The 21,411-nt window shown below is 67.2% G+C and carries 21 protein-coding genes and 1 tRNA gene; 13 read left to right on the top strand and 9 right to left on the bottom strand.

The annotated features are described in order from the left end of the window. Positions 1 to 473: 473 nt before the first annotated feature. The 4 genes from MKL09_RS24145 (at position 474) to MKL09_RS24130 (ending at position 6,164) form a co-directional block, all read left to right on the top strand. On the top strand, positions 474 to 1,289 hold the full coding sequence (locus tag MKL09_RS24145; RefSeq protein WP_244024457.1) for an FAD binding domain-containing protein: 816 nt from the start codon (positions 474 to 476) through the stop codon (positions 1,287 to 1,289). Then, the gene (locus MKL09_RS24140; protein WP_244024455.1) at positions 1,286 to 3,994 is read left to right on the top strand and encodes a molybdopterin-dependent oxidoreductase; all 2,709 of its coding nucleotides are present in this window, start codon (positions 1,286 to 1,288) and stop codon (positions 3,992 to 3,994) included. Before MKL09_RS24145 ends, MKL09_RS24140 begins: the two co-directional genes overlap by 4 nt. Beyond that, entirely contained in the window at positions 3,991 to 4,947 is a 957-nt protein-coding gene (locus tag MKL09_RS24135) for an antibiotic biosynthesis monooxygenase (protein WP_244024453.1), read from the top strand. Before MKL09_RS24140 ends, MKL09_RS24135 begins: the two co-directional genes overlap by 4 nt. A 278-nt stretch (positions 4,948 to 5,225) precedes the next feature. Continuing rightward, positions 5,226 to 6,164, top strand: coding sequence for a hypothetical protein (locus MKL09_RS24130; protein WP_244024452.1), 939 nt, complete (start codon positions 5,226 to 5,228; stop codon positions 6,162 to 6,164). Here the strand turns inward: MKL09_RS24130 and MKL09_RS32260 are convergent. After that, positions 6,157 to 7,122 carry a helix-turn-helix domain-containing protein gene (locus MKL09_RS32260; protein WP_244024450.1) on the bottom strand — a complete coding sequence of 322 codons (966 nt, stop codon included), beginning with the start codon at positions 7,120 to 7,122 and terminating at the stop codon, positions 6,157 to 6,159. The genes MKL09_RS24130 and MKL09_RS32260 overlap by 8 nt on opposite strands. A gap of 92 nt (positions 7,123 to 7,214) precedes the next feature. Continuing rightward, positions 7,215 to 7,472 carry a hypothetical protein gene (locus MKL09_RS24120; protein ID WP_244024448.1) on the bottom strand — a complete coding sequence of 86 codons (258 nt, stop codon included), beginning with the start codon at positions 7,470 to 7,472 and terminating at the stop codon, positions 7,215 to 7,217. Between the two features lie 201 nt (positions 7,473 to 7,673). On the opposite strand from MKL09_RS24120, the gene MKL09_RS24115 reads away from it, so the two are divergent. Next, entirely contained in the window at positions 7,674 to 7,919 is a 246-nt protein-coding gene (locus MKL09_RS24115) for a DUF6894 family protein (RefSeq protein WP_244024446.1), read from the top strand. Positions 7,920 to 7,957: 38 nt separating this feature from the next. After that, a complete protein-coding gene (locus tag MKL09_RS24110) occupies positions 7,958 to 8,578 on the top strand; it encodes an outer membrane protein (protein ID WP_244024444.1) in 621 nt (206 codons plus the stop codon). Between the two features lie 136 nt (positions 8,579 to 8,714). On the opposite strand, the gene MKL09_RS24105 is transcribed toward MKL09_RS24110, so the two are convergent. From MKL09_RS24105 to MKL09_RS24095, 3 genes are all read right to left on the bottom strand, one after another. Beyond that, positions 8,715 to 9,293, bottom strand: coding sequence for a GNAT family N-acetyltransferase (locus tag MKL09_RS24105; protein ID WP_244024442.1), 579 nt, complete (start codon positions 9,291 to 9,293; stop codon positions 8,715 to 8,717). A 121-nt stretch (positions 9,294 to 9,414) separates the two neighbouring features. Further along, positions 9,415 to 10,458 (bottom strand): MaoC family dehydratase, encoded by a 1,044-nt coding sequence (locus tag MKL09_RS24100; RefSeq protein ID WP_244024440.1) that lies wholly within the window; start codon positions 10,456 to 10,458, stop codon positions 9,415 to 9,417. 12 nt (positions 10,459 to 10,470) lie between these two features. Next, a complete protein-coding gene (locus tag MKL09_RS24095; protein ID WP_244024438.1) occupies positions 10,471 to 10,773 on the bottom strand; it encodes a YggT family protein in 303 nt (100 codons plus the stop codon). A gap of 123 nt (positions 10,774 to 10,896) precedes the next feature. Between MKL09_RS24095 and MKL09_RS24090 the strand changes: the two genes are divergently transcribed. The 4 genes from MKL09_RS24090 to MKL09_RS24075 all read left to right on the top strand — a co-directional run bounded on the left by MKL09_RS24090 (position 10,897) and on the right by MKL09_RS24075 (position 14,828). After that, positions 10,897 to 10,972: transfer RNA gene (locus tag MKL09_RS24090), tRNA-Ala, on the top strand. 100 nt (positions 10,973 to 11,072) lie between these two features. Continuing rightward, on the top strand, positions 11,073 to 12,794 hold the full coding sequence (locus MKL09_RS32255) for a site-specific integrase (RefSeq protein WP_313901203.1): 1,722 nt from the start codon (positions 11,073 to 11,075) through the stop codon (positions 12,792 to 12,794). A gap of 450 nt (positions 12,795 to 13,244) precedes the next feature. Next, positions 13,245 to 14,477 carry a molybdopterin-dependent oxidoreductase gene (locus MKL09_RS24080; protein ID WP_244024434.1) on the top strand — a complete coding sequence of 411 codons (1,233 nt, stop codon included), beginning with the start codon at positions 13,245 to 13,247 and terminating at the stop codon, positions 14,475 to 14,477. 15 nt (positions 14,478 to 14,492) lie between these two features. Beyond that, positions 14,493 to 14,828 carry a cytochrome c gene (locus MKL09_RS24075; RefSeq protein WP_244024432.1) on the top strand — a complete coding sequence of 112 codons (336 nt, stop codon included), beginning with the start codon at positions 14,493 to 14,495 and terminating at the stop codon, positions 14,826 to 14,828. Here the strand turns inward: MKL09_RS24075 and MKL09_RS24070 are convergent. Together MKL09_RS24070 and MKL09_RS24065 are read right to left on the bottom strand one after the other, a co-directional pair. Beyond that, on the bottom strand, positions 14,812 to 16,194 hold the full coding sequence (locus MKL09_RS24070) for a sensor histidine kinase N-terminal domain-containing protein (RefSeq protein WP_244024430.1): 1,383 nt from the start codon (positions 16,192 to 16,194) through the stop codon (positions 14,812 to 14,814). The genes MKL09_RS24075 and MKL09_RS24070 overlap by 17 nt on opposite strands. After that, on the bottom strand, positions 16,191 to 16,856 hold the full coding sequence (locus MKL09_RS24065; protein ID WP_244024428.1) for a response regulator: 666 nt from the start codon (positions 16,854 to 16,856) through the stop codon (positions 16,191 to 16,193). Before MKL09_RS24065 ends, MKL09_RS24070 begins: the two co-directional genes overlap by 4 nt. Positions 16,857 to 17,388: 532 nt before the next feature. Here MKL09_RS24065 and MKL09_RS24060 point away from each other — a divergent pair. Both MKL09_RS24060 and MKL09_RS24055 read left to right on the top strand, forming a co-directional pair. Beyond that, positions 17,389 to 18,519 carry a carboxylate-amine ligase gene (locus MKL09_RS24060; protein WP_244024426.1) on the top strand — a complete coding sequence of 377 codons (1,131 nt, stop codon included), beginning with the start codon at positions 17,389 to 17,391 and terminating at the stop codon, positions 18,517 to 18,519. 117 nt (positions 18,520 to 18,636) lie between these two features. Continuing rightward, positions 18,637 to 18,876 carry a hypothetical protein gene (locus MKL09_RS24055; protein WP_244024424.1) on the top strand — a complete coding sequence of 80 codons (240 nt, stop codon included), beginning with the start codon at positions 18,637 to 18,639 and terminating at the stop codon, positions 18,874 to 18,876. A gap of 9 nt (positions 18,877 to 18,885) precedes the next feature. On the opposite strand, the gene MKL09_RS24050 is transcribed toward MKL09_RS24055, so the two are convergent. Further along, positions 18,886 to 19,977, bottom strand: a complete 1,092-nt coding sequence (locus MKL09_RS24050) for a catalase family protein (RefSeq protein ID WP_244024422.1) — start codon at positions 19,975 to 19,977, stop codon at positions 18,886 to 18,888. 170 nt (positions 19,978 to 20,147) lie between these two features. On the opposite strand from MKL09_RS24050, the gene MKL09_RS24045 reads away from it, so the two are divergent. Continuing rightward, the gene (locus tag MKL09_RS24045; RefSeq protein WP_244024420.1) at positions 20,148 to 20,492 is read left to right on the top strand and encodes a response regulator; all 345 of its coding nucleotides are present in this window, start codon (positions 20,148 to 20,150) and stop codon (positions 20,490 to 20,492) included. Positions 20,493 to 20,619: 127 nt separating this feature from the next. On the opposite strand, the gene MKL09_RS24040 is transcribed toward MKL09_RS24045, so the two are convergent. Further along, positions 20,620 to 21,090 (bottom strand): regulator, encoded by a 471-nt coding sequence (locus MKL09_RS24040; protein WP_244024418.1) that lies wholly within the window; start codon positions 21,088 to 21,090, stop codon positions 20,620 to 20,622. Positions 21,091 to 21,411 lie beyond the last annotated feature (321 nt).

Below are 21,411 nucleotides of genomic sequence, written 5' to 3'. Positions count from 1 at the left end.
CTGTTTACTAACATTACTCAAATATTATGCCGTATTGATATCATCTTCACGGTATTTACAGTTCGTCTTTACGAACCTCGATATATTACGTTGACGCGCACAGAATTCATCTGTTTACTGCGCAACAACTCCAGACAGCCGCTGAAAATTTGGCGGGGGCCCGATGCGGAAAGATTCGCACGATGTTTCTGCATGCCCGGACGCGAGCCCCGGATCCTGCGAACGCCCTGACCGGCCCCGCCGCCGCGACGTGAACGCGCGGAAGACCGGGTCGATGGCACGATCGCCGACACGGTGGCGATGCATTCGGCGTGGCGCGCATTGATCAACGTCGCCTCCCGACTCGGTAAATTCATATTTCTCTGACAATCTGCAGATATTTTTGATACGTAGAGAGTATATTTACTTACTATCGATGATATTTCGCTCATGTGAAATGCGACTTCTACGTCTCCGAGACTTGAAAGCCGGCGATGAACCTCTCAACGATTGTCGACGTCAAGCGGCCGACCTCCCTGGACGAGGTCCAGGGCTGGCATGACGGGTATTCGTGGCTCGCCGGCGGCACCTGGCTGTTCTCCGAGCCGCAGGTGGCGGTCGACACGCTGATCGATCTCGACCGGCTGGGCTGGGCGCCGCTGACGGTGACCGAGGCCGGGCTCGAGATCGCCGCGACCTGCCGGATCGTCGAGCTGCACGATTTCGCGGGGCCGGCGGAATGGCACGCGGTCCCGCTGTTCCGGCACTGCATCGATTCGTTCCTGATGTCGTTCAAGATCTGGAACGCCGCCACCATCGGCGGCAACCTCTGCATGTCGCTGCCCGCGGGCGCGATGATCTCGCTGACGGCGGCGCTGGAGGGGATCTGCACCCTGTGGCCGCGGGACGGCGCGCCGCGCACGGTCCCGGTCGCCGACTTCGTCACCGGCAACCACGCCAACGTGCTGCGGCCGGGCGAATTGCTCCGCAGCATCCACCTGCCCGCCGCGGCGCTCGCGAAGCGCACGGCGATGCGGCAGGTCTCGCTGACCAAGCACGGGCGCTCGGCCGCCCTGATCATCGGCACGCTCGGCCAGGACGGCACGGACTTCCTGCTGACGGTCACGGCGGCGACGCCCCGGCCGGTGCAGTTGCGCTTCCCCGCCTGCCCGCCCGCCGACGCGCTGGCCCGCGCCCTCGACGCCCGCCTGCCGCCCGACGCCTACTTCGCCGACGTCCACGGCTCGGCCCCCTACAAGCGCCACGTCACGCAGTACCTGGCCGAACAGATCCGTACGGAGCTCGCGTGAACGCCTATTCGATCAACGGCCGCGCCTACGCCGCCGAGCCCGCCCCCGGCCAGTGCCTGCGGACCTTCCTGCGCGACCTCGACGTGTTCGGGGTCAAGAAGGGCTGCGACGCCGGCGATTGCGGCGCCTGCACCGTCCATATCGACGGCAAGCCGTTCCATTCCTGCCTGGTCCCGGCCTTCCGGGCCGAGGGCCGTGAGGTCACCACCATCGAGGGCCTCGCCGCCGCCGACGGCGCGCAGCACCCGATGCAGCAGGCGTTCCACGACGCGCAGGCGTTCCAGTGCGGGTTCTGCACCGCCGGTATGATCATGACCGCGGTGACGCTGACCGACGCGCAGAAGGCGGATCTGCCCCACGCCCTCAAGGGCAACCTCTGCCGCTGCACCGGCTACCGCTCGATCAACGACGCCCTGCACGGCCGCTGCAACATCGAGGCGGACCTGGCCGGCAAGGCGCTGGGCGCCAGCCTGCCCAATCCGTTCACCGCGTCCATCCTCACCGGCAGCGCCCGCTACACGATGGACGTCGCGGTGGCGGACCTGCTGCACCTGAAGGTGCTGCGTTCGCCCCACGCCCATGCCCGCATCGTGGCGATCGACGACCAGGCCGCCCGGGCGGTGCCGGGGGTGGTCGCGGTCTATACCTGGCAGGACGTGCCCAAGCGCCGGTTCAGCTCCGCGCTCCATGAGGACCACCTCGTCGATCCCGACGACATCCTGCTGCTCGATTCGGTCGCGCGCTTCGCCGGCCAGCGGGTCGCCGCCGTGGTCGCCGAGACCGAGGCGGCGGCCGAGGCCGGCTGCCGGGCGCTCCAGGTGAGCTACGAGATCCTGCCGGCGGTGTTCGATCCCGTCGCCGCCATGCAGCCCGGCGCGCCGATCCTGCACGACAAGGAGCACGTCACCGGCGACAGCAACATCTTCTGCACGCTCCAGGGCGAGATCGGCGACGTGGAAGCGGGCTTCGGTCAAGCCGACGTGATCCATGAGGAGACCTACTCGACCACCCGCGTCCAGCACACGCATCTCGAGACCCACGGCTCGATCGCCTGGCAGGGCGAGGACGGGCGCTGGCACATCCGCACCAGCTCGCAGGCGCCGTTCGCGGTGCGCCAGAAGCTCGCCTACGTGATGGGCGTCCCGCACCGGGACCTGCACGTGTTCACCGAGCGGGTCGGCGGCGGCTTCGGCGGCAAGCAGGAGATGGTCTCGGAGGACCTGGTCCTGTTCGCGACGATGAAGCTCGGGCGCCCGGTGAAGTGGGAATGGACCCGGGAGGAGGAGTTCATCGGCGCCACGACGCGCCACCCGATGTCCACCCGGGTGAAGATCGGCGCCCGCAAGGACGGCACGCTGACGGCGCTCGACGTCGAGGTGGTCTCCAACACCGGCGCCTATGGCGGCCATGGCGGCGAAACCCTGGGGGCCGCGATGGCGAGCCCGATCGCGGCCTATCGCTGCCTCAACAAGCGGGGCATCGGCCACGCGGTCTACACCAACATGGTCCCGGGCGGGGGTTTTCGCGGCTACGGCGCCTCGCAGACTACCTTCGCGATCGAATGCGCCATCGACGCGCTGGCCCGCCGGCTCGGCATCGATCCCTTCGCGATGCGCCGCCTGAACGTCGTGCAGCCCGGCGACAACATCGAGTCGATCTGGAAGGAGCCGAGCGACGCGAGCTTCGGCAGCTACGGCATCGGCGAATGCCTCGATATCGTCGAGCGTGAGCTGGAGAAGGGCAACGGCGTCGCCAGGCCCGCGGGGCCGGACTGGGCCGAGGGACGGGGCGTGGCGCTTGCCATGCTCGAATGCGGGCCGCCCACCGAGCACCGCTCGGGCGCCGAGCTGCGCCTGCTGCCGGACGGGACCTACCACCTCGCCTGCGGCTCCACCGAGATGGGCAACGGCATCACCACGGCGCACAAGCAGATCGCGGCCGCGATCCTGGGCTCCCGCGCCGACGCCATCGCGATCATCAACGCCGACACCGACCGCACGCCCTACGACACCGGCACCTTCGCCAGCACCGGCACGGTGGTCGGCGGCAAGGCGGTGCATCTGGCCGCCGAGGCCATGGCCGAGGACATCCTGGCCTTCGCCAGCCGCCACACCGGGATCCCGGTGGAGCAATGCCGGCTCGACACCGACGGCGGCGTGCTCTGCGGCAACCGGCGCCTGACGCTCGCCGAGCTCCACGCCGAGGGCACCAAGGTCGACCATCGCTTCATGGTCAGCCGGAAGTCCTATCTGTCGCCGCGGACCATCGCGTTCAACGTGCAGGGCGTGCGCCTCGCGGTCCACCGCGTCACCGGTGAGATCCGGATCCTGCACAGCGTCCACGCCGCCGATATCGGCAAGCCGATCAACCCGATGCAGTGCCGCGGCCAGCTCGATGGCGCGGTCGGCATGGGCTACGGCTGGGCGCTGGTCGAGACCATGGTGCATGACGGCGACGGCCGCATGGTCAACCCGCAGTTGCGCAACTGCCGGATCCCGACCTTCGCCGACACGCCCCACACCGACATCTTCTTCGCCGACACGATCGACCGGATCGGGCCGCTCGGCGCCAAGTCGCAGGGCGAGTGCGGCATCAACCCCGTGGCCCCGGCGGTCTCGAACGCGCTGGCCGACGCCACCGGCGTGCGCTTCGCCCACCTGCCGTTCACCCCCGACCGCCTGTTCGAAAAGCTCGCCGCCCGATGAGCGGCCCCGCGGCGAGCGTCAGCATCGTCACTCAGACCACCGTCCGGCCCGAGAGCGCCGACGCCTTTGCCCGGTGGCAGGGCGACACCAGCGCGGTGGTGGCGACCTTTCCGGGCTTCATCGAGCAACGGCTGATGCCGCCGCACCCGCCGCTTCAGGTCGACTGGGTGATCCTGCAGCGCTTCGACAGCCTGGACCATGCCCGGGGCTGGCTGGGCTCGCCGGAGCGGCAATCCCGGATCGAGGGCGCCGCCCCGATGCTGGTCGGCCGCGACGACGTCCACATCGTCACCGACGCCGCCAGCGCCGCCCGCACGGCCCCGGTCTCGGCGGTGATCAGCACCCGGGTGAAGCCCGGGCTGGAGGCGAAATACCTCCGCTGGGAGCAGAAGGTCGCGGCCGCCCAGTCGAAGGCGCCGGGGCTGCAGGGCTACCGGTTCGAGCCAGCCGTGCCCGGGGTGCAGGAGGATTTCGTCGCGATCCTGCGCTTCGACAGCGACGCCAACCTGCAGGCCTGGCTCGATTCCCCCGCGCGCAAGGCGCTGATCGAGGAGGCGGCGCCGCTGACCGCGGAGTTCCACACCCGGACGGTGCAGAGCGGCTTCGAGCAATGGTTCCGGGACGCGACCCCGGAGGGCGCGCCGCCGCCCCCGGCCTGGAAGATGAACATGATCGTCCTGCTGACGCTCTACCCGACGGTGTTCCTGTGGGGCCTGCTGATCGGCACGCCGCTGCTGTCGCGGACGCTGAAGCTCGATTTCCCGCTGGCCCTGTTCATCGGCAACGTGGTCAGCGTGCTGATCACGTCGCGCCTGGTGCCGTGGGCCGCCGAAAGGATGCGCTGGTGGCTGGCGCCCGCAAAGGACCGAAAGGCGGCGGTCGACCTCCAGGGCGCCGGGTTGCTGGCGGCAATCTATGCGGGCCTGATCCTGGTCTTCTGGAAAGTGCTGTGAGCGGCGCCGGCGCGGTAGGCGCACTTCCGACCCACTCAATCGGCGACCGGATGCACACAGCGTTGCCGGACGAGAGCAATGGCTCGCCCCACGCGCCCCTCCCTCCCCCCGCAGAGGAGGGAGGGAGGGGCGCGTCTCTCCGGCCGCTACGGGCAAGTCTGCTGATCGCGGCCTTACTGCTGGCGCAAGCGCATCTCACCGGTACGGCCCAAGCCCTCGACAAGCCTGCGCCACCCGCGCAAACCGTCCCCGCCCAGCCGAATCCCCCGGAGGCCGGGGTGCCGCTGGCCGCCGCGACCGTGATGGCCGCGCCGCCGCCGTCGTTCTTCTCGTTCTCAGACACGGTGGTCAGCTACCGGTTCCAGGGGCCCGCGGCCGAGCCGGGTCTCTACGTGATCCGCCCCAACGGCACGGCCAATGGCGGGTACGCGCCCCGCGAGGTGCCCAAGAACGTGGTCAACCTGTTCCACGCCAATTCCTGGGCCTACGGCACCAACCTGATCTGGCTGGACATCCTGCGGTCGGGATCCCAGGATCCGGCGGGCGACAAGCGGATCTTCGACAAGGGGGTCGGCGCCACGGAGGTCTACCTGATCTACCGGGGCGTGCTCAGCCCGAACAAGGTCTTCGACACCAACGCTTTCGCCATCCCGGGCCTGGTGAAGGATATCGGGCTGTCGTTCGGGGCCGACATCAACACCAAGGACACGACGTTCGACTCCGAGAAGCGCGCCGGCACCTTCGGCCTCAGCTTCGCCTTCGACGTGCCGGCCGGGTTCGTGAACCTGAAGGTCCAGGGTTACAAGGAATTCTCCCGCAACGGCTTCGCCGGCACGAAGATCCAGCCAGGGCTGCAGCCGGGCTTCGATTACTCGGACTTTCGCAGCGTCGAGTACAAGATGACGCCGGAATTTGAGCTGACCTACACGATCCCGCTGCCCTTCACCGGGCTGCCGCTGTCCCTGGCCGGTTTCAACACCATCATCCTGCCCAAGGGACGCTATGGCTTCACCAATGACAATGACACGCAGCTGGAGTTCGTCTCGCAGACCAACCTGGTCCTGGATATCGGGCAGCTGGTCGACAACGCGCCCAACCGGGTCGAGGCGTTCGTCGGCTTCCAGTACTGGCACAACAAGTTCGGTGCTGACCCCCGGCGCACCATCAACACCGAGGAGAAGGCGCTGATCGCCGGCGTCTCCTACCACCTCAAGTAGGATCGCCAGACTGGGCGCGCAGCGCGCGCGGCGACAGGCCGAAGCGCTGGCGGAACGCGCGGTTGAAGGTCGGCACGTCGGTGAAGCCGCAGGCATACGCGAGGGTGGCGATCTTCACGCCGTCGGTGCGCGGCGCCGCCAGGCGGCGATGGATGAGATCGAGACGCGCGTCGCGGATCGCCGCCGCGACGCCGTCGGTGCCGGCAAAAGCCCGGTAGAGCTGGGAACGGGACACGCCGAGCGCCGCGTGGATCTCGGCCGGGCCGAGGCGCGGATCGTGGAGCCGGCGCACGATATGGGCGCGGGCCAGCGACGCCACCGTCTCGCACGAGACCGCGGCGCCCGGCCGTTCCGCCGGATCCCGGACGAGGGTGCCGAGCAGGTGCAACACACCCTCGACCGCGGCCTGGGCCTCCTCCTCCGACATCCACGCGGCCGAGGCGGCGAAGGTGCGGAACGCCGTCTTGAAGGCCGCGTGCCCGGGCCGGTCGGCGATGCAGCGCCCCGCGAAGGCGTCGACGGTCCCGATCCAGGCCTCGAAGGTCGCCCGCGGCAGCGCCAGCCGCAGCTCCGCGTAGTCGCTCTGGGTGCCGGCCACGAGGGGCCGTTGGCGCGACAGGAAGCTGATGTCGCCGGCCCCGAGGCGCGCGCCGCGCTCGCCCTGCTGCTGATAGCCGATCCCGTCGAGGGCCAAGCCGATCACCACCGTCTCGGGCACGTTCCGATCGACCTGCCGGGGGCCGATGGTCAGGCCGACCGGGCTGCTGACCGTATGGGTCAGGCCCCAGCCCGCCCCCGCCACGACCAGGCGCTTGGCCTGGAACGGGTCGCGGAGATGCGTGCGCCCGACATCGCCGAACGGCGCCAGCGCGGTGGCGCGCCAGAACTCGAAGGCCTGCTTCGGCTCGACGTGACGGGTCGTCTCGATCGTGCTGGGGACGAGCGCCGGAAGAGACACGAGGCAGGCTCCGGGGCGGGGGAATGCCGCGATGCTTCTGCGATCACCGGCCGTCTCGACAAAATCAAGAGGCCTCCGCCCACAGGAAAAGACTATTCGGCCCGGCGCGGCCGGCCATGATTGCGAGGAAGCAGCTTTCGCCCGGCCTCGAGTGTACGGGTCCCGGGCGGAACCCCGACCACGTCGCCGTTCCGGATCGCCTCGCGGATGTTGCGGCGCGCCGCGCGACCCTCGGTGCCGCCGGGCTGCGTGACCGCCGAATCCCCGGACGGGACCAGCACGGTCTGCGCCTGCGCCGCGCCGGCCAGGGCGATCAGCAGGCCGGCGATCAGGATCCGGAGGGGGGGCATCACAAAAAATCTTTCAGGCTCGAAGACCGTATGGCCGCCTCATCGAGATAGGGCGCCGGGCGGCAAGCGATTAGCCCTGGCCGTCGGCGAGCCGCCGACCCGGCAAACCTGCGGCCGATTGGACCCATGGGATGTCCAGCCAGGATTGGAACATATATAGAACATCCAGACCGTGCCGCACAGGATCAGACAGGAGCCCCGATGGCCCGCTACCGGTTCCATTGCACCAACGGCCTGGAATGCGTGTTCGACGCGCGCGGTGCCGAGATTCGCGCGGCCGGTCGCCTGACTATCCGGGCACGCCGGGTCGCCGCCGACGTAATGCGCGCCCTGTCGGACCGGACAGACTGGTCCGAATGGCGGGTCAGCGTCCACGACCTCACCGGCCGGCGCGTGCTGGTGCAGCCCTTCGGTCAGCCGATCGGGGACCGGTCCCTGGCGGCTTGAGCTGTTCCACCGCCGGCGCGTTTCGCTATCATGCCGGCATGATCCGATCCGCCGGTTCTCGTCCCCGCCGATTCGCCGCCAGCCTCGTGCTCGGCGGCCTCCTGCTCCCGGCCGGCCCCGCCGCCGCCCAGACGCTGCTGCCCGTCACGGGCTTCGCGCCGCTGCCGTCCTTCGCCTGGGAGCCGGTCGCGGATGCCGGTCGCTGGACCGGCTCCTACGCGAGCCTGTCGACCGGCTACGCAGTCAGTTCCTCACGGCATCTCGGAAGCTTTTCCGGCCCGACCCTCGGGTTCGAAGGCGGCCGGATGTGGCAGGAGGGGCCGATCCTCTACGGGATCAGCGGCGGCCTGGATTACCTCGCCGGCCTCGACGGCACCCTCACCCCCGGCTTCGGGCGCCGCGCCTACAGCCGCGACTTCGCCGGCGCGCTGGAGGTCAAGGTCGGGACCCTGCTGGTGTCGGACGTGCTGCTCTACGCCAAGGCGGGGGCCGCCGCCGTCCACGACACGCTGCGGGTCGGCCCGACCCCGTTCACCCCGCCGCTGACCCGCGAGGACATCGCGATCCTGCCGAACGCCCGGGTCGGGGTCGAATGGGCGGTCACGGACCGCCTCTCCGTGGCGGTCGAGGCCGGCGTGGTGCGCAACGGCCTGCGCTGAGGCTTTTTATTTTTTAGGTCGCCCGACCAGAACCGTCATTGCGAGCGCAGCGAAGCAACCCAGGGCAGCGCGCGATGTCAGAAGGTAGCGGTTCCCTAGGTTGCTTCGCTGCGCTCGCAATGACGGCGCGTGCGCGTCAGCTGGAAATCGGACCCCGCCGAAGCGCCGCGAGATCACGCCAGCCATAGGCGACCTCCACGAGCATATCGTGCTCCCGCGCCTCCTCCCGCTTGCCAACCACGACACCGCCGAGGCGCTCGTAGAATCGCCGGGCCATTGCATTCTCGCGCAGCACCCACAGGCTGGCGGCGCGATGGCCGCTTTGGAGCAAGTGCGCCGCCAGCGCGGCCATCAGGGCGGCACCGGTTCCGCGCCGCTGAGCGGCGCGCAGGACGTAGATCGCGCTGACCTCGCCGTCGAAGCCTGCCGCCGCAAGGTCGGCCGAGCGCTGGGCGCCGCAGGATCCGAAGCCGACGAGACCCGCCGGCCCCTCGGCGACCTCGACAGCCGTGCCGGAAGCCGGATCGCCGAGGATGCGCGCCCAGATCGCCAGCCACGTCTCGACCGTGAGGGCCGCGATCATCGCGGCGGGCAGGAGCCCGGCATAGGTCTCTTGCCAGGCAGCAACATGGATCGCCGCGATGGCCGGCGCATCCTCCAGGCCCGCCGGCCTGACCGTCACGGCCTCCGGCATCATCGGTGGGACGGAATCCACCAGGCGCTCCTGTAAGGGTCGGGCTGCGAGCCCGCCGGGGAGCGGGTGCGGCTCATCCTACACGGCGTCGCCGGATGAGAGCGCGCGCCATGTCCGGATCGGGCGTCCTGTGAAGACGGACCTACTTCGGCACGAACGCCCAGTAATCCAGATCGAGGATCACGGCCGGGTCGTAGCCCTCGCCCACGCGGTCCGGAAAAGCCCCGCAGGCCTGGTTCTTGGTGGCGACCGTGCGCAGGCGCAGGAGACCGACATCGTCGCGGCCGACATCGGCCGCGTCCAAAACCTCGCTCCAGGCATAGACCGTATCGCCGGCAAACAGCGGCGCCACGTGGCGGCCGGCATTGATGCCGGCGAGCGCGAAGGCGTTGCCGAGGCCGTTGAAGCTGAGCGCCCGGGCGAGCGAGATCACGTGCCCGCCATAGATCAGCCGCCGGCCGAACCGGGTGTCCTTGGCGGCCAGGCCGTCGAAATGGACCTTGGCGGTGTTCTGGAACAGGCGCGTGGCGATCTGATGCTCGGCCTCCTCGACGGTCATGCCGTCGACATGGTCGATCTTCTCCCCGACCGCGTAGTCGGCGAAGCGGTGCGGGCTGCCGGCGAGTTCCGAATCGTAGGCGGCGGCCGAGAGCTTCGGCAGGGCACCCGCAAGGTCCTGCGGATCGACGACCTTGGCGAGGCTCGGCACGTGCTCCTCGGCGATTGCGGCCTGCGGGTCGCGCTTGCGCACCAGCACCCAGCGGCAATAGCTCAGCACGGTCTCGCCGGCCTCGTCGGAGCCCACCGAGCGCACGTAGACCACGCCGGTCTGGCGGTTCGAGCTCTCCTTGAGGCCGATCACCTCGGAGACGGTCGACAGGGTCTCGCCCGGATAGACCGGCCGGCGGAACCCGCCCTCGGCGTAACCGAGATTGGCGAGCGCGTTGAGCGAGACGTCCGGCACGGTCTTGCCGAACACCATGTGGAAGGTCAGCAAATCGTCGAGCGGGCTTTTGGGATAGCCGAGGGCCCGGGCGAAGGCGTCCGACGATTGCACGGCGAAGCGCGGGCCGTAGAGGCCGGTGTAGAGCGCGACATCGCCGACCGTGACGGTGCGGGGCGTGGCGTGGCGGATGGTCTCGCCGAGGCGGAAATCCTCGAAGAACCGGCCTGGATTTGTCTTCACGGTCACTCGATCCTACTGCGCGTAGATATACGCCTGGGGCACGGCATATTCGTGCAGAAGCTTGCTGATGAACAGCAGCAGCAGGATCAGGATGATCGGCGAGATGTCGACGCCGCCGAGATTGGGCAGCAGGTTGCGGATCGGCCGCAGCACCGGCTCGGTGATCCGGTAGAGCACCTCGCCGATCTGGGCGACGATCGGGTTGCGGACATTCACGACGTTGAACGCCACGAGCCAGCTCAGGACGGCGCTGGCGATGAGGACGTAGATGAAGAGCTGGACGACCGTGTCGAAGAGCCAGATCAGGGCGTTCATGCGGGTCTGCGCGCTATACTCGGGGCGCCCGCGCGGCGGCACCGAGAGCGGTGTGCGGCGGGCGGCGGTGAAACAGGAATTGACAGGCTGAGCCGCCCGCGCCTACAAGGCCGGCGCCTCGACGGGGCTGTAGCTCAGATGGGAGAGCGCCGCAATCGCACTGCGGAGGTCAGGGGTTCGATTCCCCTCAGCTCCACCAGGCTTTCCTAGCCTGTTGGAAAGGCACGAACTTATTGCAGGATAATAAGTTTTAGGGCTACCTTGGTCCACCAGAGTGGTACACCAAGCTGCCCGAACCCATGGCAAAAAGGGATAATCGGCTCCTGCGCAGGAGCGGCGTCTGGTACGTCCGGGTGAAAGTGCCCGAGGCTCTGCGCAAGGCCGGCCTGATCGACAAGTACGAATTCAAGAAGTCGCTACGCACCAGCGACTACGCTGAGGCTCGCCGGCTTTTGCTGACCGAGCTCCTCGCGATCGAGGCACAAATCGCCGCAGCCAAACGCAAGCTTGATTCCGCACCGGTTCGGGCGCTGACACGCTCCGAAGCGGAGCACATCGCACTGGCCTGGTTTCACGAACGTGAGGACGTTCGGATCGAACGGAAGCGAAGCGCGGCCCCTGCTTGGTCCCGGCAGGATGAGTTGATGGACCTGGAGATCGAAGAGGCTACTTTCGCGGACCCAGGGGACACCAACGGTCAGGCCAGCACGCTCAGCACCGCCAAACGGCTCCTTGAGCGCCACGGCATCGAGGTCGATTTCAACGCGCCTGAATTTCGGCACCTCATACACTTGGTCCGCCGAGGCGCGTTGGAGCAAGCGAGACGAGAGCTACGAGCTGCGAGGAGCGATTTCTCCTACCACGCTGGAGATACCTTTTTTGTGGGTGCGCCAGCCGATGCCCCGCACCCGTCGAGAGCAGTGAAGCGCATCACACTGAGCGAGCTGATAGCCCAACATCGGGCCGAGCCTGCTTGGCAGGGCATGTCACCAAAATCGAAGCTGAAAGGCGCCGCTCAAGCTCGCCTGTTCGAAGAGGCGTTTGGGGCCGACCGGGATGTCTCACAGATCAAGCGCGCGGATGCGGCCGAGCTGGTAAGCCTTCTGATTAGGCTCCCCGCGAGCGCAACCAAACGGTTTCGCGGGATGACCGCACCTCAGGCAGCCGACGCCGCAGCCGTGGCAGGCGCCGCACCTATGACCCGGCTAACCGCAAGCTCCTACCTGACCGCCTTCTCTTCCCTGATGGAATTTGCCATTTCGCGGGGCATGCGCACTGACAACCCCACAACCGGCCTCTCGGTCGGAACAGATGGGGTAGCTGCAAAAGACCGCAGAAATCCATTTTCTGTTCAACAGCTCACAAAGATTTTCACCGCACCGCTCTACACCGGATGCCTGAACGATGAGGCGGGCTATGCGCGAGCGGGGGCGCAGGTCATCCGTCGCGGCCGGTTCTGGGTGCCGCTGATCGCGCTCTTCACCGGGATGCGAATGAACGAGATCTGCCAGCTTTTGGTTCGTGATGTCGCTCAACTTGATGGAACCGATGTCATTATTGTCGCCGCCGACGACGCCGGCGTGAAACGATTAAAGACAGCGGCAGGCGAGCGTTTCGTACCCATCCATCCCGAGTTGAAGCGATGCGGCTTACTACAGTATCGGGATGCCGTAGCCGGTCGCGGTGAGGAGCAGCGCCTATTCCCTGAACTCACGACGGCAGAAGCGTCTGGCTATTTGAGTGACAATTTTTCAAAGTGGTTTGCCCGCTTTTTGCAATCCTGTGGCGCAGCCAAGCCACGAACCGCCTTCCATAGCTTCCGGCACAACTATCGGGACGCATTGCGCGAAGCCGACATCTCGGCAGAACGAGTGCGCGCGCTAGGCGGATGGGCAAGCGGTCGAACGGAAGACGACTACGGATCAGGGTTGCGGGTAAACTCACTGGCTCTAGAGATTGTTAAGGTGCGGTACGAAGGTCTGGATCTCTCACATCTCCATATTCAGCGAGCCGATCGCTGACGGTCGATTGCACCCCGGTGCAAAAGCCGTTCGCCGCTCTGACTCAAAGCAGTTTCGTGGGGTCCAAGCTCTTCTGGGATTGCTCGCGCCCATCCTTTGGCTCACGTTCAAAAAGCCCACTACCCTCGATGTCCGCTTGGGGTGGATTTCCGCCAGTCCGCTTTTGAACGAGAGTTCGAAGAAGCAGACGCCGTCGCGCCCATTCACGATTCTCTTCGCACACCCGAGGCATGCGCTCTGCGATTGGGCCACGAAGTCGACCCAGGCTGACCTCTGCGAATTGCAATTGAAGACGCGGCTCGCCTGTTGGTGCGTCTCGCCTCACCCGCTCCGCTTCACCCATACGCGTTCCGCGACGAGCCTCGGCGCATTTAAGGTGCCCTTAAGCTGAGGAGCGCGGAGACCCTGCGCCGGCCTCTTGGGCTCCGGCTCAGCGGACCTTTCGACTCGATGCCTCAACACACCACGTTATCGTCTCCGAGCCGCCGTGGCCTCCTGTCGGCCGCCGCCCTCGGCGGGATGGGCCTGCTCGCCAGCCGAGCTCGCGCCGACACCTTCGATTTCCATGTCCCGGGCGGCCCGAGCACCCGGCCCATGACCACGACCTATCCAGAGAAGGGGCGCATGATCGTTCAGCGCACCCGGCCGCCTTGGCTGGAAACGCCGTTCGACGTCTTCGACACCGGCGTGTTCACCCCGAACGACCAGCACTTCGTCAGCTGGCACTGGGCCACCTTCCCGTCCCACGTCGACACCGACAGCTTCGCCTTAAAGGTCCACGGCTTCGTCGAGCGGCCGCAGGCGCTGTCGCTGCGTGAGCTGATCCACGACCTGCCGCGCTTCGAGATCGCGGCGGTCAGCCAGTGCGCCGGCAATTCGCGTCTCTACGCGCAGCCCCGGGTCGCCGGTGCCCAATGGGCGAACGGCTCCATGAGCAACGCTCTCTATGCCGGTGTGCGCCTGAAGGATGTCCTTGATCGGGCAGGCGTGAAGGGCGGGGCCACCCATGTGCAGTTCGGCGGCCTCGATGAGCCACTGCTGCCTGACGCACCAAAATTCGTGAAGGCCCTGGACATCGATCATGCCCGCGACGGCGAGGTCATGCTGGCCTTCGCGATGAACGGCCAACAACTGCCGATGCTGAACGGCTTCCCGCTCAAGCTCATCGTCCCCGGCTGGTCGGCCGTCTACTGGATCAAGATGCTCGACGACATCGAGGTGACAGACCACCCCGATCCCAGCGTCTGGACCACGCGAAGCTACCGCGTGCCGGACACGCCCAATCACACGGTCGAGCCCGGACAGAAGGGTTTCGGCATGGTCCCGATCACCCGGAACCTGCCCCGCTCGTTCGTGACCAACCTCAAGCCGGGCGACAGCGTCCCGGTCGGGGTGCCGCAACCGGTGCGCGGCATCGCCTTCGGGGGCGACCGCGGCGTCGCCGCGGTGGACCTGTCGCTCGATGGCGGCCGGACCTGGCAGCCCACGACCCTTGGCAAGGATGAGGGCACCTACGGCTTCCGGCAATGGCAGGCCACGATCAGCCTTCCGGCTCGCGGGGCGCACACCGTGATGGCCCGCTGCACCAACGCCGACCGGGTGGTGCAGCCGATGCGGCGCGTCTGGAACCCAGGGGGCTACATGTCCAACCAGGTCGAGACCCTCGACCTCGTGGCGGCCTGAGGGATGAGCGCGACCATGTCCCGATCCCTCCGCACCGCCCTGCTGGCCGGCCTCCTTGCCGGCTGGGCGCCGGCCCTCGCCGCCGCACCGCTGGAGCTTCGCCCGACGCCCGAGATCGACTTGCCCTTCGGCGACGATGTCGGCTTCCCCGCCGGGTCGGGCTCCGACGTCATCGCGTCGAACTGCACGGCTTGCCACTCCGCCGACCACACCCTGAACCAGCCCACCCTCTCCCGGGAGGAGTGGCATGCGGTCGTCGACAAAATGATCACCGCCTACAAGGCTCCGATCACGCCGGAGGATGCGCGGGTGATCGTGGACTACCTCGCGCGGGTCAAAGGCGAGCCGTAGCGGGCGGGGCACGCCTGGCGAGCCCGGGGCCGAAGATCGCGCTTGCCTTGAGGCCGGGGCCGCCGTCCCGTCCGTCGAGAAAAAGGCTGGCGCCGGATTGCTCCAGCGCCATGGTGACAATTGAGAGGCCGAGGCCGCTGCCGAGCTTCGCCCGCCGGCTGCCGCGCACGAAGCGCCGGATCACCAGGGCGCGCTCCGCCTCGGCAATGCCGGGTCCCTCGTCGGTGATCGACAGGGTGGCGCTTCCATCCGCGCCGAGCGCGGCATCCCAGGCGATCGCCCCTTCCGGCGGGGTGATCAATAGGGCGTTCTCCATCAGGTTGCGCATGGCGAGGTCGAACAGGTCCTCGTCCATCTGGATCTCGAGCTCGGTGAGGGCGGGCGCGAAGGCGACGCGCTCCGGCTTCGGCACGCTGCCCATCCCGGCGAGCAGATCGCGCAGGCGCTCCTCCACGGGAATCCAGGCGATGGCGGCCGGGCGCCCGCCGCTGTCGAGGCGCGAGACCGTCAGGAGTTGCTCGACGAGGCGTGCCGACTGATCGACCGCGCGCAGGGTCTGGGCGAGGGCGGCGTCCCGCATGGCGGCCCCGGGCGCCTGCATGGCCACCTGCACCTGCGTCTTCAGGCCGGCCAGCGGCGTCCGCAACTCGTGCGCCGCATAGGCCAGGAAAGTGCGCTCGTGTTCGCGCGCAGCCGCGACCTTACCGAACAGCCGGTTCAGCGCATCGACCAGCGGTCGGATCTCCGACGGCATTCGGCCGGTCTCGACCCGCTCCAGGTTGTCGGCATCCCGGGCGGCAAGGTCGCGGGTCGCGCGGTTCAGCGGCCGCAGGCCCCGGCCGACGCTGAGCCAGATCAAAGGCGCCAGGATCGGCAGGACGCAACCGGCGGTGAGCAGCAGGCTTTCGACGAGGCCGTGCTCCAGTTGCCGCCGCTGTCCGAGATTGTCGCCCACGAGGATGCGGAAGCCCTTAGCCGGGTCGGACAGAGCGTAGACACGCCAAGCTTGACCCTCGACCACGCGGTTCGAGAACCCTTCGTGCTGGTCCGACAAGACCGGATCCGGCGACCCGTCCGAGGCGCCGATCAGGCGCCCGTCCAGGGACCAGATCTGGCAGCTGAGGTGACGATCGTAGCTCACCACCCGCGCAAGGGCGTCGCCGTCTCCGCCCACCTGCCGTGCGGCCCCCGCCCGGGCCGGCGTGAACAAGCTGTCGACCATGCGGGCCGCCTCCATGAGGCGGCGGTCGAGGATGCTCTCGAACTGGGCGCGGCTGTCGACATAGGTCCAGGCGATGGCGGCGAGCCAGACCAGCCCCGTTGCCGTGACCAGGGTAACGAACAGGCGCATGCGCAGAGAGTTCACGCACGGTTCTCCCGGATGCGGTAGCCGAGGCCGCGCACGGTCTCGACCGCGTCCCGCCCGATCTTGGCGCGCAGATTGTGGACATGGACTTCGAGCGCGTTGCTGCCGATTTCCTCGTTCCAGCCGTAGAGGCGGGCTTCCAGCTGGCTTCGGGACAACACACGGCCGGGCCGCTCGAACAGCGCCTCCAGCAACGCGAACTCGCGGCGCGAAAGGTTGAGCGCGACGCCCGCCCGCGCGACCAAACGGCTGCTCAGGTCAATCGTGAGGTCGCGCCACGCGAAGGTTGCAGAGGCGCGTCCGGCCGCCCGCCGGATCATGACACGAAGCCGGGCTGCGAGCTCGCCCAGGTCGAACGGTTTGCCCATGTAGTCGTCCGCTCCGCGGTCGAGCCCGGCGATCCGGTCGGCAACGGCGTCGATCGCGGTGAGGACCATGACCGGTGTGGCGTCGTCCCGCGCGCGGATGTGGCTCAGCACGTCCAGTCCGGAGCCGTCGGGCAGCATCAAATCCAAGATCGCCGCGCTGTAATGCGTCGCATCGAAGATCGACACCGCGTCCCCGCAGGTGGCAACGCAGTCTGCGGTCATGCCATGCAACGACAACCCTGAGACCAGACCGTCCGAAAGCACGGGGTCATCTTCGAGAATGAGGATGCGCACAGAACGTTCGCTTCAGGGTTACGCATGCGCCACAATTGCACCGAAGTACCACGCTATCGGCGGCTTGGGGAAACTTTGTGGGTTCAGTCCGCGAAGTGCAGCTATAGGCTAGGACCGATCGTTAGCCGGACGGGCAACGCGACGGATGTCCGCTTCCGCGGTGTCGCCATGACCGGCTTCTACGACCGGGTTGGGTCCAGGCTGTGTGAAAACTCAGGTCCATGCCGAAATCGTGGAACAATCTCCCACGCTGCTGCCATTTGAGCATCCTGGATGGCGGCTGTGATGCCGTTAGAATGCCTGCCCCGGTCCTGGACTAGGGCGCACGAGGGAAATTCTTCTACAACCTCTGAGTTTTCACACAGCCTCGGTCGTACTCGGAACGTCTGCCTCTCGGCGACGAGCCCAGTTCTGTATCCCCCGACGCGGCCCGGTAAATGCCTTATCGATCCATAGTCCGATATCCTGAGGTGGCTCTCCGGGACTGCCGTTCGAGAGTGCCAAACGTCGTCCTGCTGAATGGGAGCACGAAATGGCGCAACGCTCAGGGCACGACTTCAAGTTCGGGATCGAGGAAGAGTTCTTCCTGGCGAGCGCACGCTCCCGGGGTGCTCCGCGTAGCTCGATCCAGGGGTTCCACGATGACGCCAAACGCTTGGGCTCGGTCGAGCGTGAGCTTCTAGAGAACGAGGTCGAGATCTGCTCTGCACCAACCGCGAGCGTCGAGGAAGCGCAGACTGCGCTCGGCAACCTTCGTGATCAGCTGCAAGGCACCGCACGCAAGCACGGGCTCAAGCTGTTCGCTGCCGGCACCCACCCGACCGCGGTCTGGTCCGTCCAGAAGGAGACCGACAAGCCGCGCTACCGCGGCATGATGGACGACCTCCAGATCACCGGACGCCGCTCCGTGGTCGCCGGCATGCACGTTCACGTCGAGGTGCCACGACCCGAGGCGCGGATCGACATCATGCGGCGTATCTATCCGTTCCTCCCCCTGTTGCTTGCCCTCTCGACATCCTCGCCGTTCTACGACCGTCGCCGGACTGGTCTGCACGGCTATCGGCTTCGCGCCTATGCCGAGCTGCCACGGACCGGCCTGCCCGAGTTGTTCGACGACGCCGACGACTACGACCGCTACGTGAAGGTCATGACGGCTGCGAGCGCTGTGCCGGACCCGACCTACTTCTGGTGGCACATCCGCCCTTCAGTCCGGTACCCGACCCTTGAGCTTCGCGTCGCCGACAGCTGCACGCGCCTCGAAGACACCCTCACCGTCGCCCAGATCTATCGTTGCCTCGTTCGCTTGCTGGACCGCCGGCCGGACATTCATGACGGCCTGACAGGCGCGTCACGCGGATTCGTGATGGAGAACCTCTGGCGGGCCGAACGCGATGGCACCGGAGCCTCTCTGATCGACGAGACCGCCGAGCGCGTCGTACCGGTCCAGGAGGCCGTTGACGCGCTTCTCGACCTGATCGCCGACGATGCGGCGGCACTCGGATGCGCTGCCCAGGTCGCGCACGCCAAAATCATCGCCCGCAACGGATCGAGCGCTGCAGGTCAACTAGCTGCTTACGAGACCGTCATCGACGCCGGCGCGGGGGAGAGCGCTGCCCTTCGTGCAGTCGTGGACTGGCTGGCCCGGGAAACGAGCGCGGGCTGACCGTCATACGGAAGCATGCGGCGTGACGCGCGTTGGCCGTCCAGGTTTTTGGGGTTTGAGGACCACACCATGCGCGCACGTCGGAGATCACGGGCCAAGCCCGCATCGTGGCTCACCATGGGCACCGACCTCGCGATGCTCGGCGTCGAGGCGCAGATGGTCATCGGCCAGCGCACGGCGATGTTCATGCTCGGCGGCCCGAAGGCGGACAAGGAAGCGCGCCTGATGGTGACCGAGAAGGTCAAGGCCGCCAGCGAGGCGGCCGCGACCATCGCCCTGGGCGGGACGCCACAAAAGGTCGTGCGCGACTATCGGCGGAAGGTGCGGGCGAACCATCGGCGGCTCGGCAAGGGGTGATGCCGTCCACTAGGCTTGGGGTAGCTTCGTGGGCTCGTGGATCTCGGCTCCGTTGCCCCGTGACCGGTACTCTCGGGCAGCGGCGTAGGCTGGGCGGCGGGCGCGCATGATCGATCCGAGCGGTCGATGCGCGGCCAGACCCGTCCATGGATTGAACGCCATCCTGTCCTCGACCCATTCCCGCATGCCGTCCGACCAGGTGTCCTGCGGAACGGCGGTGATGCGGGCGATGGGGACGTAGGGGCTCTCGTCCTCGGACCACATCGCGGCCGCGTCCTCCACCGGCATCGCCTCGATGTCCGTCGCCAACTGAACCCGCAGCTCCCAGACCGCCGAACACGTTCGGAAGTGCTCCCGTACAGACTCACGGATCGCATCGGGGTGGCCGGACGTGTCGATAGAGCTCTCCGACAGGGCGATGAGCTCCGAAGAGACCGGGGAAAGGGCCACCTTGGCGAAGTAGTCGCCGTGGAGCAGCGCGGCCTGGGAGAAGAAGCTGTCGCCGAGGAGGTGGGTCTTCGCCTGGCCGGCCAGGGTGGTCAGCGTAGCGGACTTGCCCCCGACCATTTCGAGTGCGGCCTCGGCGGTACGCGTCACCGCGGATATGACTTGCTTGACCGGTTCCGCACGGCCTGTCGTGGCGGCCAGGAGCTTCAGCTGACGGAGGAACCCCTTGGCGGTGCCGATTTGGAACGACGGAGAGTTGCCGAGCACGTAGTTATGGGTGGTTTCATCCTCGCTGCCGGGGAGTCGGGGCCCGTTTACCCCCAGGATCTTCAGGGCGGCACCGCGCGGCGTGGAGACGCCGTCATGAAGCACGTCACCCGGCGTGGTGCTGAACCGGAGGATGGCGTCGTAGCTGGCGGGTGAGGCGAACAGCCCTTGGGCCAGCGCCGGAGGCAAGCCGGCGAGCACCTCGAACCGTGCCCGGAGGTAGCCATGCGCCTTGGCATGGACCGCGCGATGGGCGTAGCCGGTGTCCGTGTGCGTCTTCCGCTGGATGCCCAGCATGGCCTCCGTCAGGCCCCGCTGCGTCTCACCCTCATCCTCGGGGATGGTTTCGAACGAAGGATTGAACCTGAGTGGAGGATGCTGAGCCATCGTTTCCAACGTAGGCATCTCAACGGAGTTGCCGCGCCGGCGCGACTGCGGCCATCACAAATTCGTCGGCGGGCAACCTTCTCGACCGTTGCCCATTCCTGCTTCGTGACCCAAGCCGCCCAGGGCGACGCGCCCATGCCCTCGTTGTCGACGACGATGCCCTGATCCTGATGGATGCGACGAGCATCCTGGAGGATGCAGGGTTCCAAGTGCTGGAGGCGATGAACGTCGCTCAGGCCTTAGCGGTGCTCGAACGTCACCACGAGGCGGTGCAGTTGCTCTTCACCGACGTGCATATGCCGGGGCATGGCGACGGTTTCGAGTTGGCCCGGCACACCGCCGAGCGATGGCCCCACATTGCCGTGGTAGTCGCATCCGGCAACGCCAAGCCTGGGCCCGGCGACCTACCGGAAAGAGCGACGTTCATCGGCAAACCGTTCAGCGCCGAGATCGTACGGCACCATGTTCGCAAGACCCTGCCGGACGAGAAGCACCCGGAGCTCTTGAAAACGTAACCGCCGAGATCGGACAAGGCGCCCGGCGAACGCCTCTGGATTGAGCCAAGGTTCGTTCCGAGACCTCCGGCCCATGGACCACTGCGGTCACCGGGATGGCCTCACGCTACCCCGGTGCCCGCGGAGGCTACGCCGCCCTTGCGGTGACTTTCGCGAAGGTGCCCGTCGCGATCTGCTCTTCGAGCTGCGCCTTGAAGTCGGCGATGCCGAGGACCTGGACGGGATTTCCCGCGTCGTCGAAGAACTCGTAGAGCGCGTCCTCGATGTTGCGGTTGCTGAAGAACACGATGGCGTCCTCGTCGCCGCCGCCCTCCATGTGCGGGTCGCCATTCGCCACCCCCGAGACGTAGCTGCCCGTCGGACGGGTCTCCTTGTGGGTCCCATCCTGCCGGTAGAACCGAAGCTCGCCCTGCATCACGAGCGTCACGTAGGGGCTCTTGTGCCGGTGTAGCATCACCTTCTGGTTCGCGGCGAACTTGAACACGACGTCGACGATGCGGTTCTGCTCGTCGACCTTGTAGACGAAGAAGGCGATGTGCGGCAGCCAGTCGAGCGTCCGCCAGGTGATGTTGCTCTCGTCGAACATGGGGTTGGGCATTCCGTTTCCTTCTGCTCCCCCATCCGGCCGCTCCTGGCGGGCGCACGGCTTTCCGCCGCATCGGATGATCTGGGATTGGGGCAACGTCCGCCACGATCAATCGATGCGGCGCGCGCGACCCGCGCGAGCTAGTCGCCGCAATCCGTCGGACGGGCCCCATGCTCCGGGTCCGGTGTCGACCCTTCTAGGACCTTGGAAAGGTCTGCTTACTGGCAGTGGGGTTGGCATTGACCAAGGCCTTCTATGCTGGCCCCATACGCTTCATCGATCGTGGCATCGAACATGGCATTTGATCGGCCATAACGGACAAGATCCTCTCGG

This window comes from Methylobacterium sp. J-048 (genome assembly GCF_022829515.1).
Lineage (GTDB): Bacteria > Pseudomonadota > Alphaproteobacteria > Rhizobiales > Beijerinckiaceae > Methylobacterium.
This window is presented reverse-complemented; position numbering and strand designations above follow the sequence as displayed.

Excerpts from the sequence above, each read along its gene's own strand:
- MKL09_RS24040 (WP_244024418.1), bottom strand. The coding sequence starts at position 21,090 with ATGCCCAACCCCATGTTCGACGAGAGCAACATCACCTGGCGGACGCTC.
- MKL09_RS32255 (WP_313901203.1), top strand. The coding sequence starts at position 11,073 with ATGGCAAAAAGGGATAATCGGCTCCTGCGCAGGAGCGGCGTCTGGTAC.
- MKL09_RS24080 (WP_244024434.1), top strand. The coding sequence starts at position 13,245 with ATGCCTCAACACACCACGTTATCGTCTCCGAGCCGCCGTGGCCTCCTG.
- MKL09_RS24115 (WP_244024446.1), top strand. The coding sequence starts at position 7,674 with ATGGCCCGCTACCGGTTCCATTGCACCAACGGCCTGGAATGCGTGTTC.
- MKL09_RS24075 (WP_244024432.1), top strand. The coding sequence starts at position 14,493 with ATGTCCCGATCCCTCCGCACCGCCCTGCTGGCCGGCCTCCTTGCCGGC.
- MKL09_RS24060 (WP_244024426.1), top strand. The coding sequence starts at position 17,389 with ATGGCGCAACGCTCAGGGCACGACTTCAAGTTCGGGATCGAGGAAGAG.
- MKL09_RS24055 (WP_244024424.1), top strand. The coding sequence starts at position 18,637 with ATGGGCACCGACCTCGCGATGCTCGGCGTCGAGGCGCAGATGGTCATC.
- MKL09_RS24050 (WP_244024422.1), bottom strand. The coding sequence starts at position 19,977 with ATGGCTCAGCATCCTCCACTCAGGTTCAATCCTTCGTTCGAAACCATC.
- MKL09_RS24110 (WP_244024444.1), top strand. The coding sequence starts at position 7,958 with ATGATCCGATCCGCCGGTTCTCGTCCCCGCCGATTCGCCGCCAGCCTC.
- MKL09_RS24135 (WP_244024453.1), top strand. The coding sequence starts at position 3,991 with ATGAGCGGCCCCGCGGCGAGCGTCAGCATCGTCACTCAGACCACCGTC.
- MKL09_RS24045 (WP_244024420.1), top strand. The coding sequence starts at position 20,148 with ATGGATGCGACGAGCATCCTGGAGGATGCAGGGTTCCAAGTGCTGGAG.
- MKL09_RS24145 (WP_244024457.1), top strand. The coding sequence starts at position 474 with ATGAACCTCTCAACGATTGTCGACGTCAAGCGGCCGACCTCCCTGGAC.
- MKL09_RS24095 (WP_244024438.1), bottom strand. The coding sequence starts at position 10,773 with ATGAACGCCCTGATCTGGCTCTTCGACACGGTCGTCCAGCTCTTCATC.
- MKL09_RS24120 (WP_244024448.1), bottom strand. The coding sequence starts at position 7,472 with ATGCCCCCCCTCCGGATCCTGATCGCCGGCCTGCTGATCGCCCTGGCC.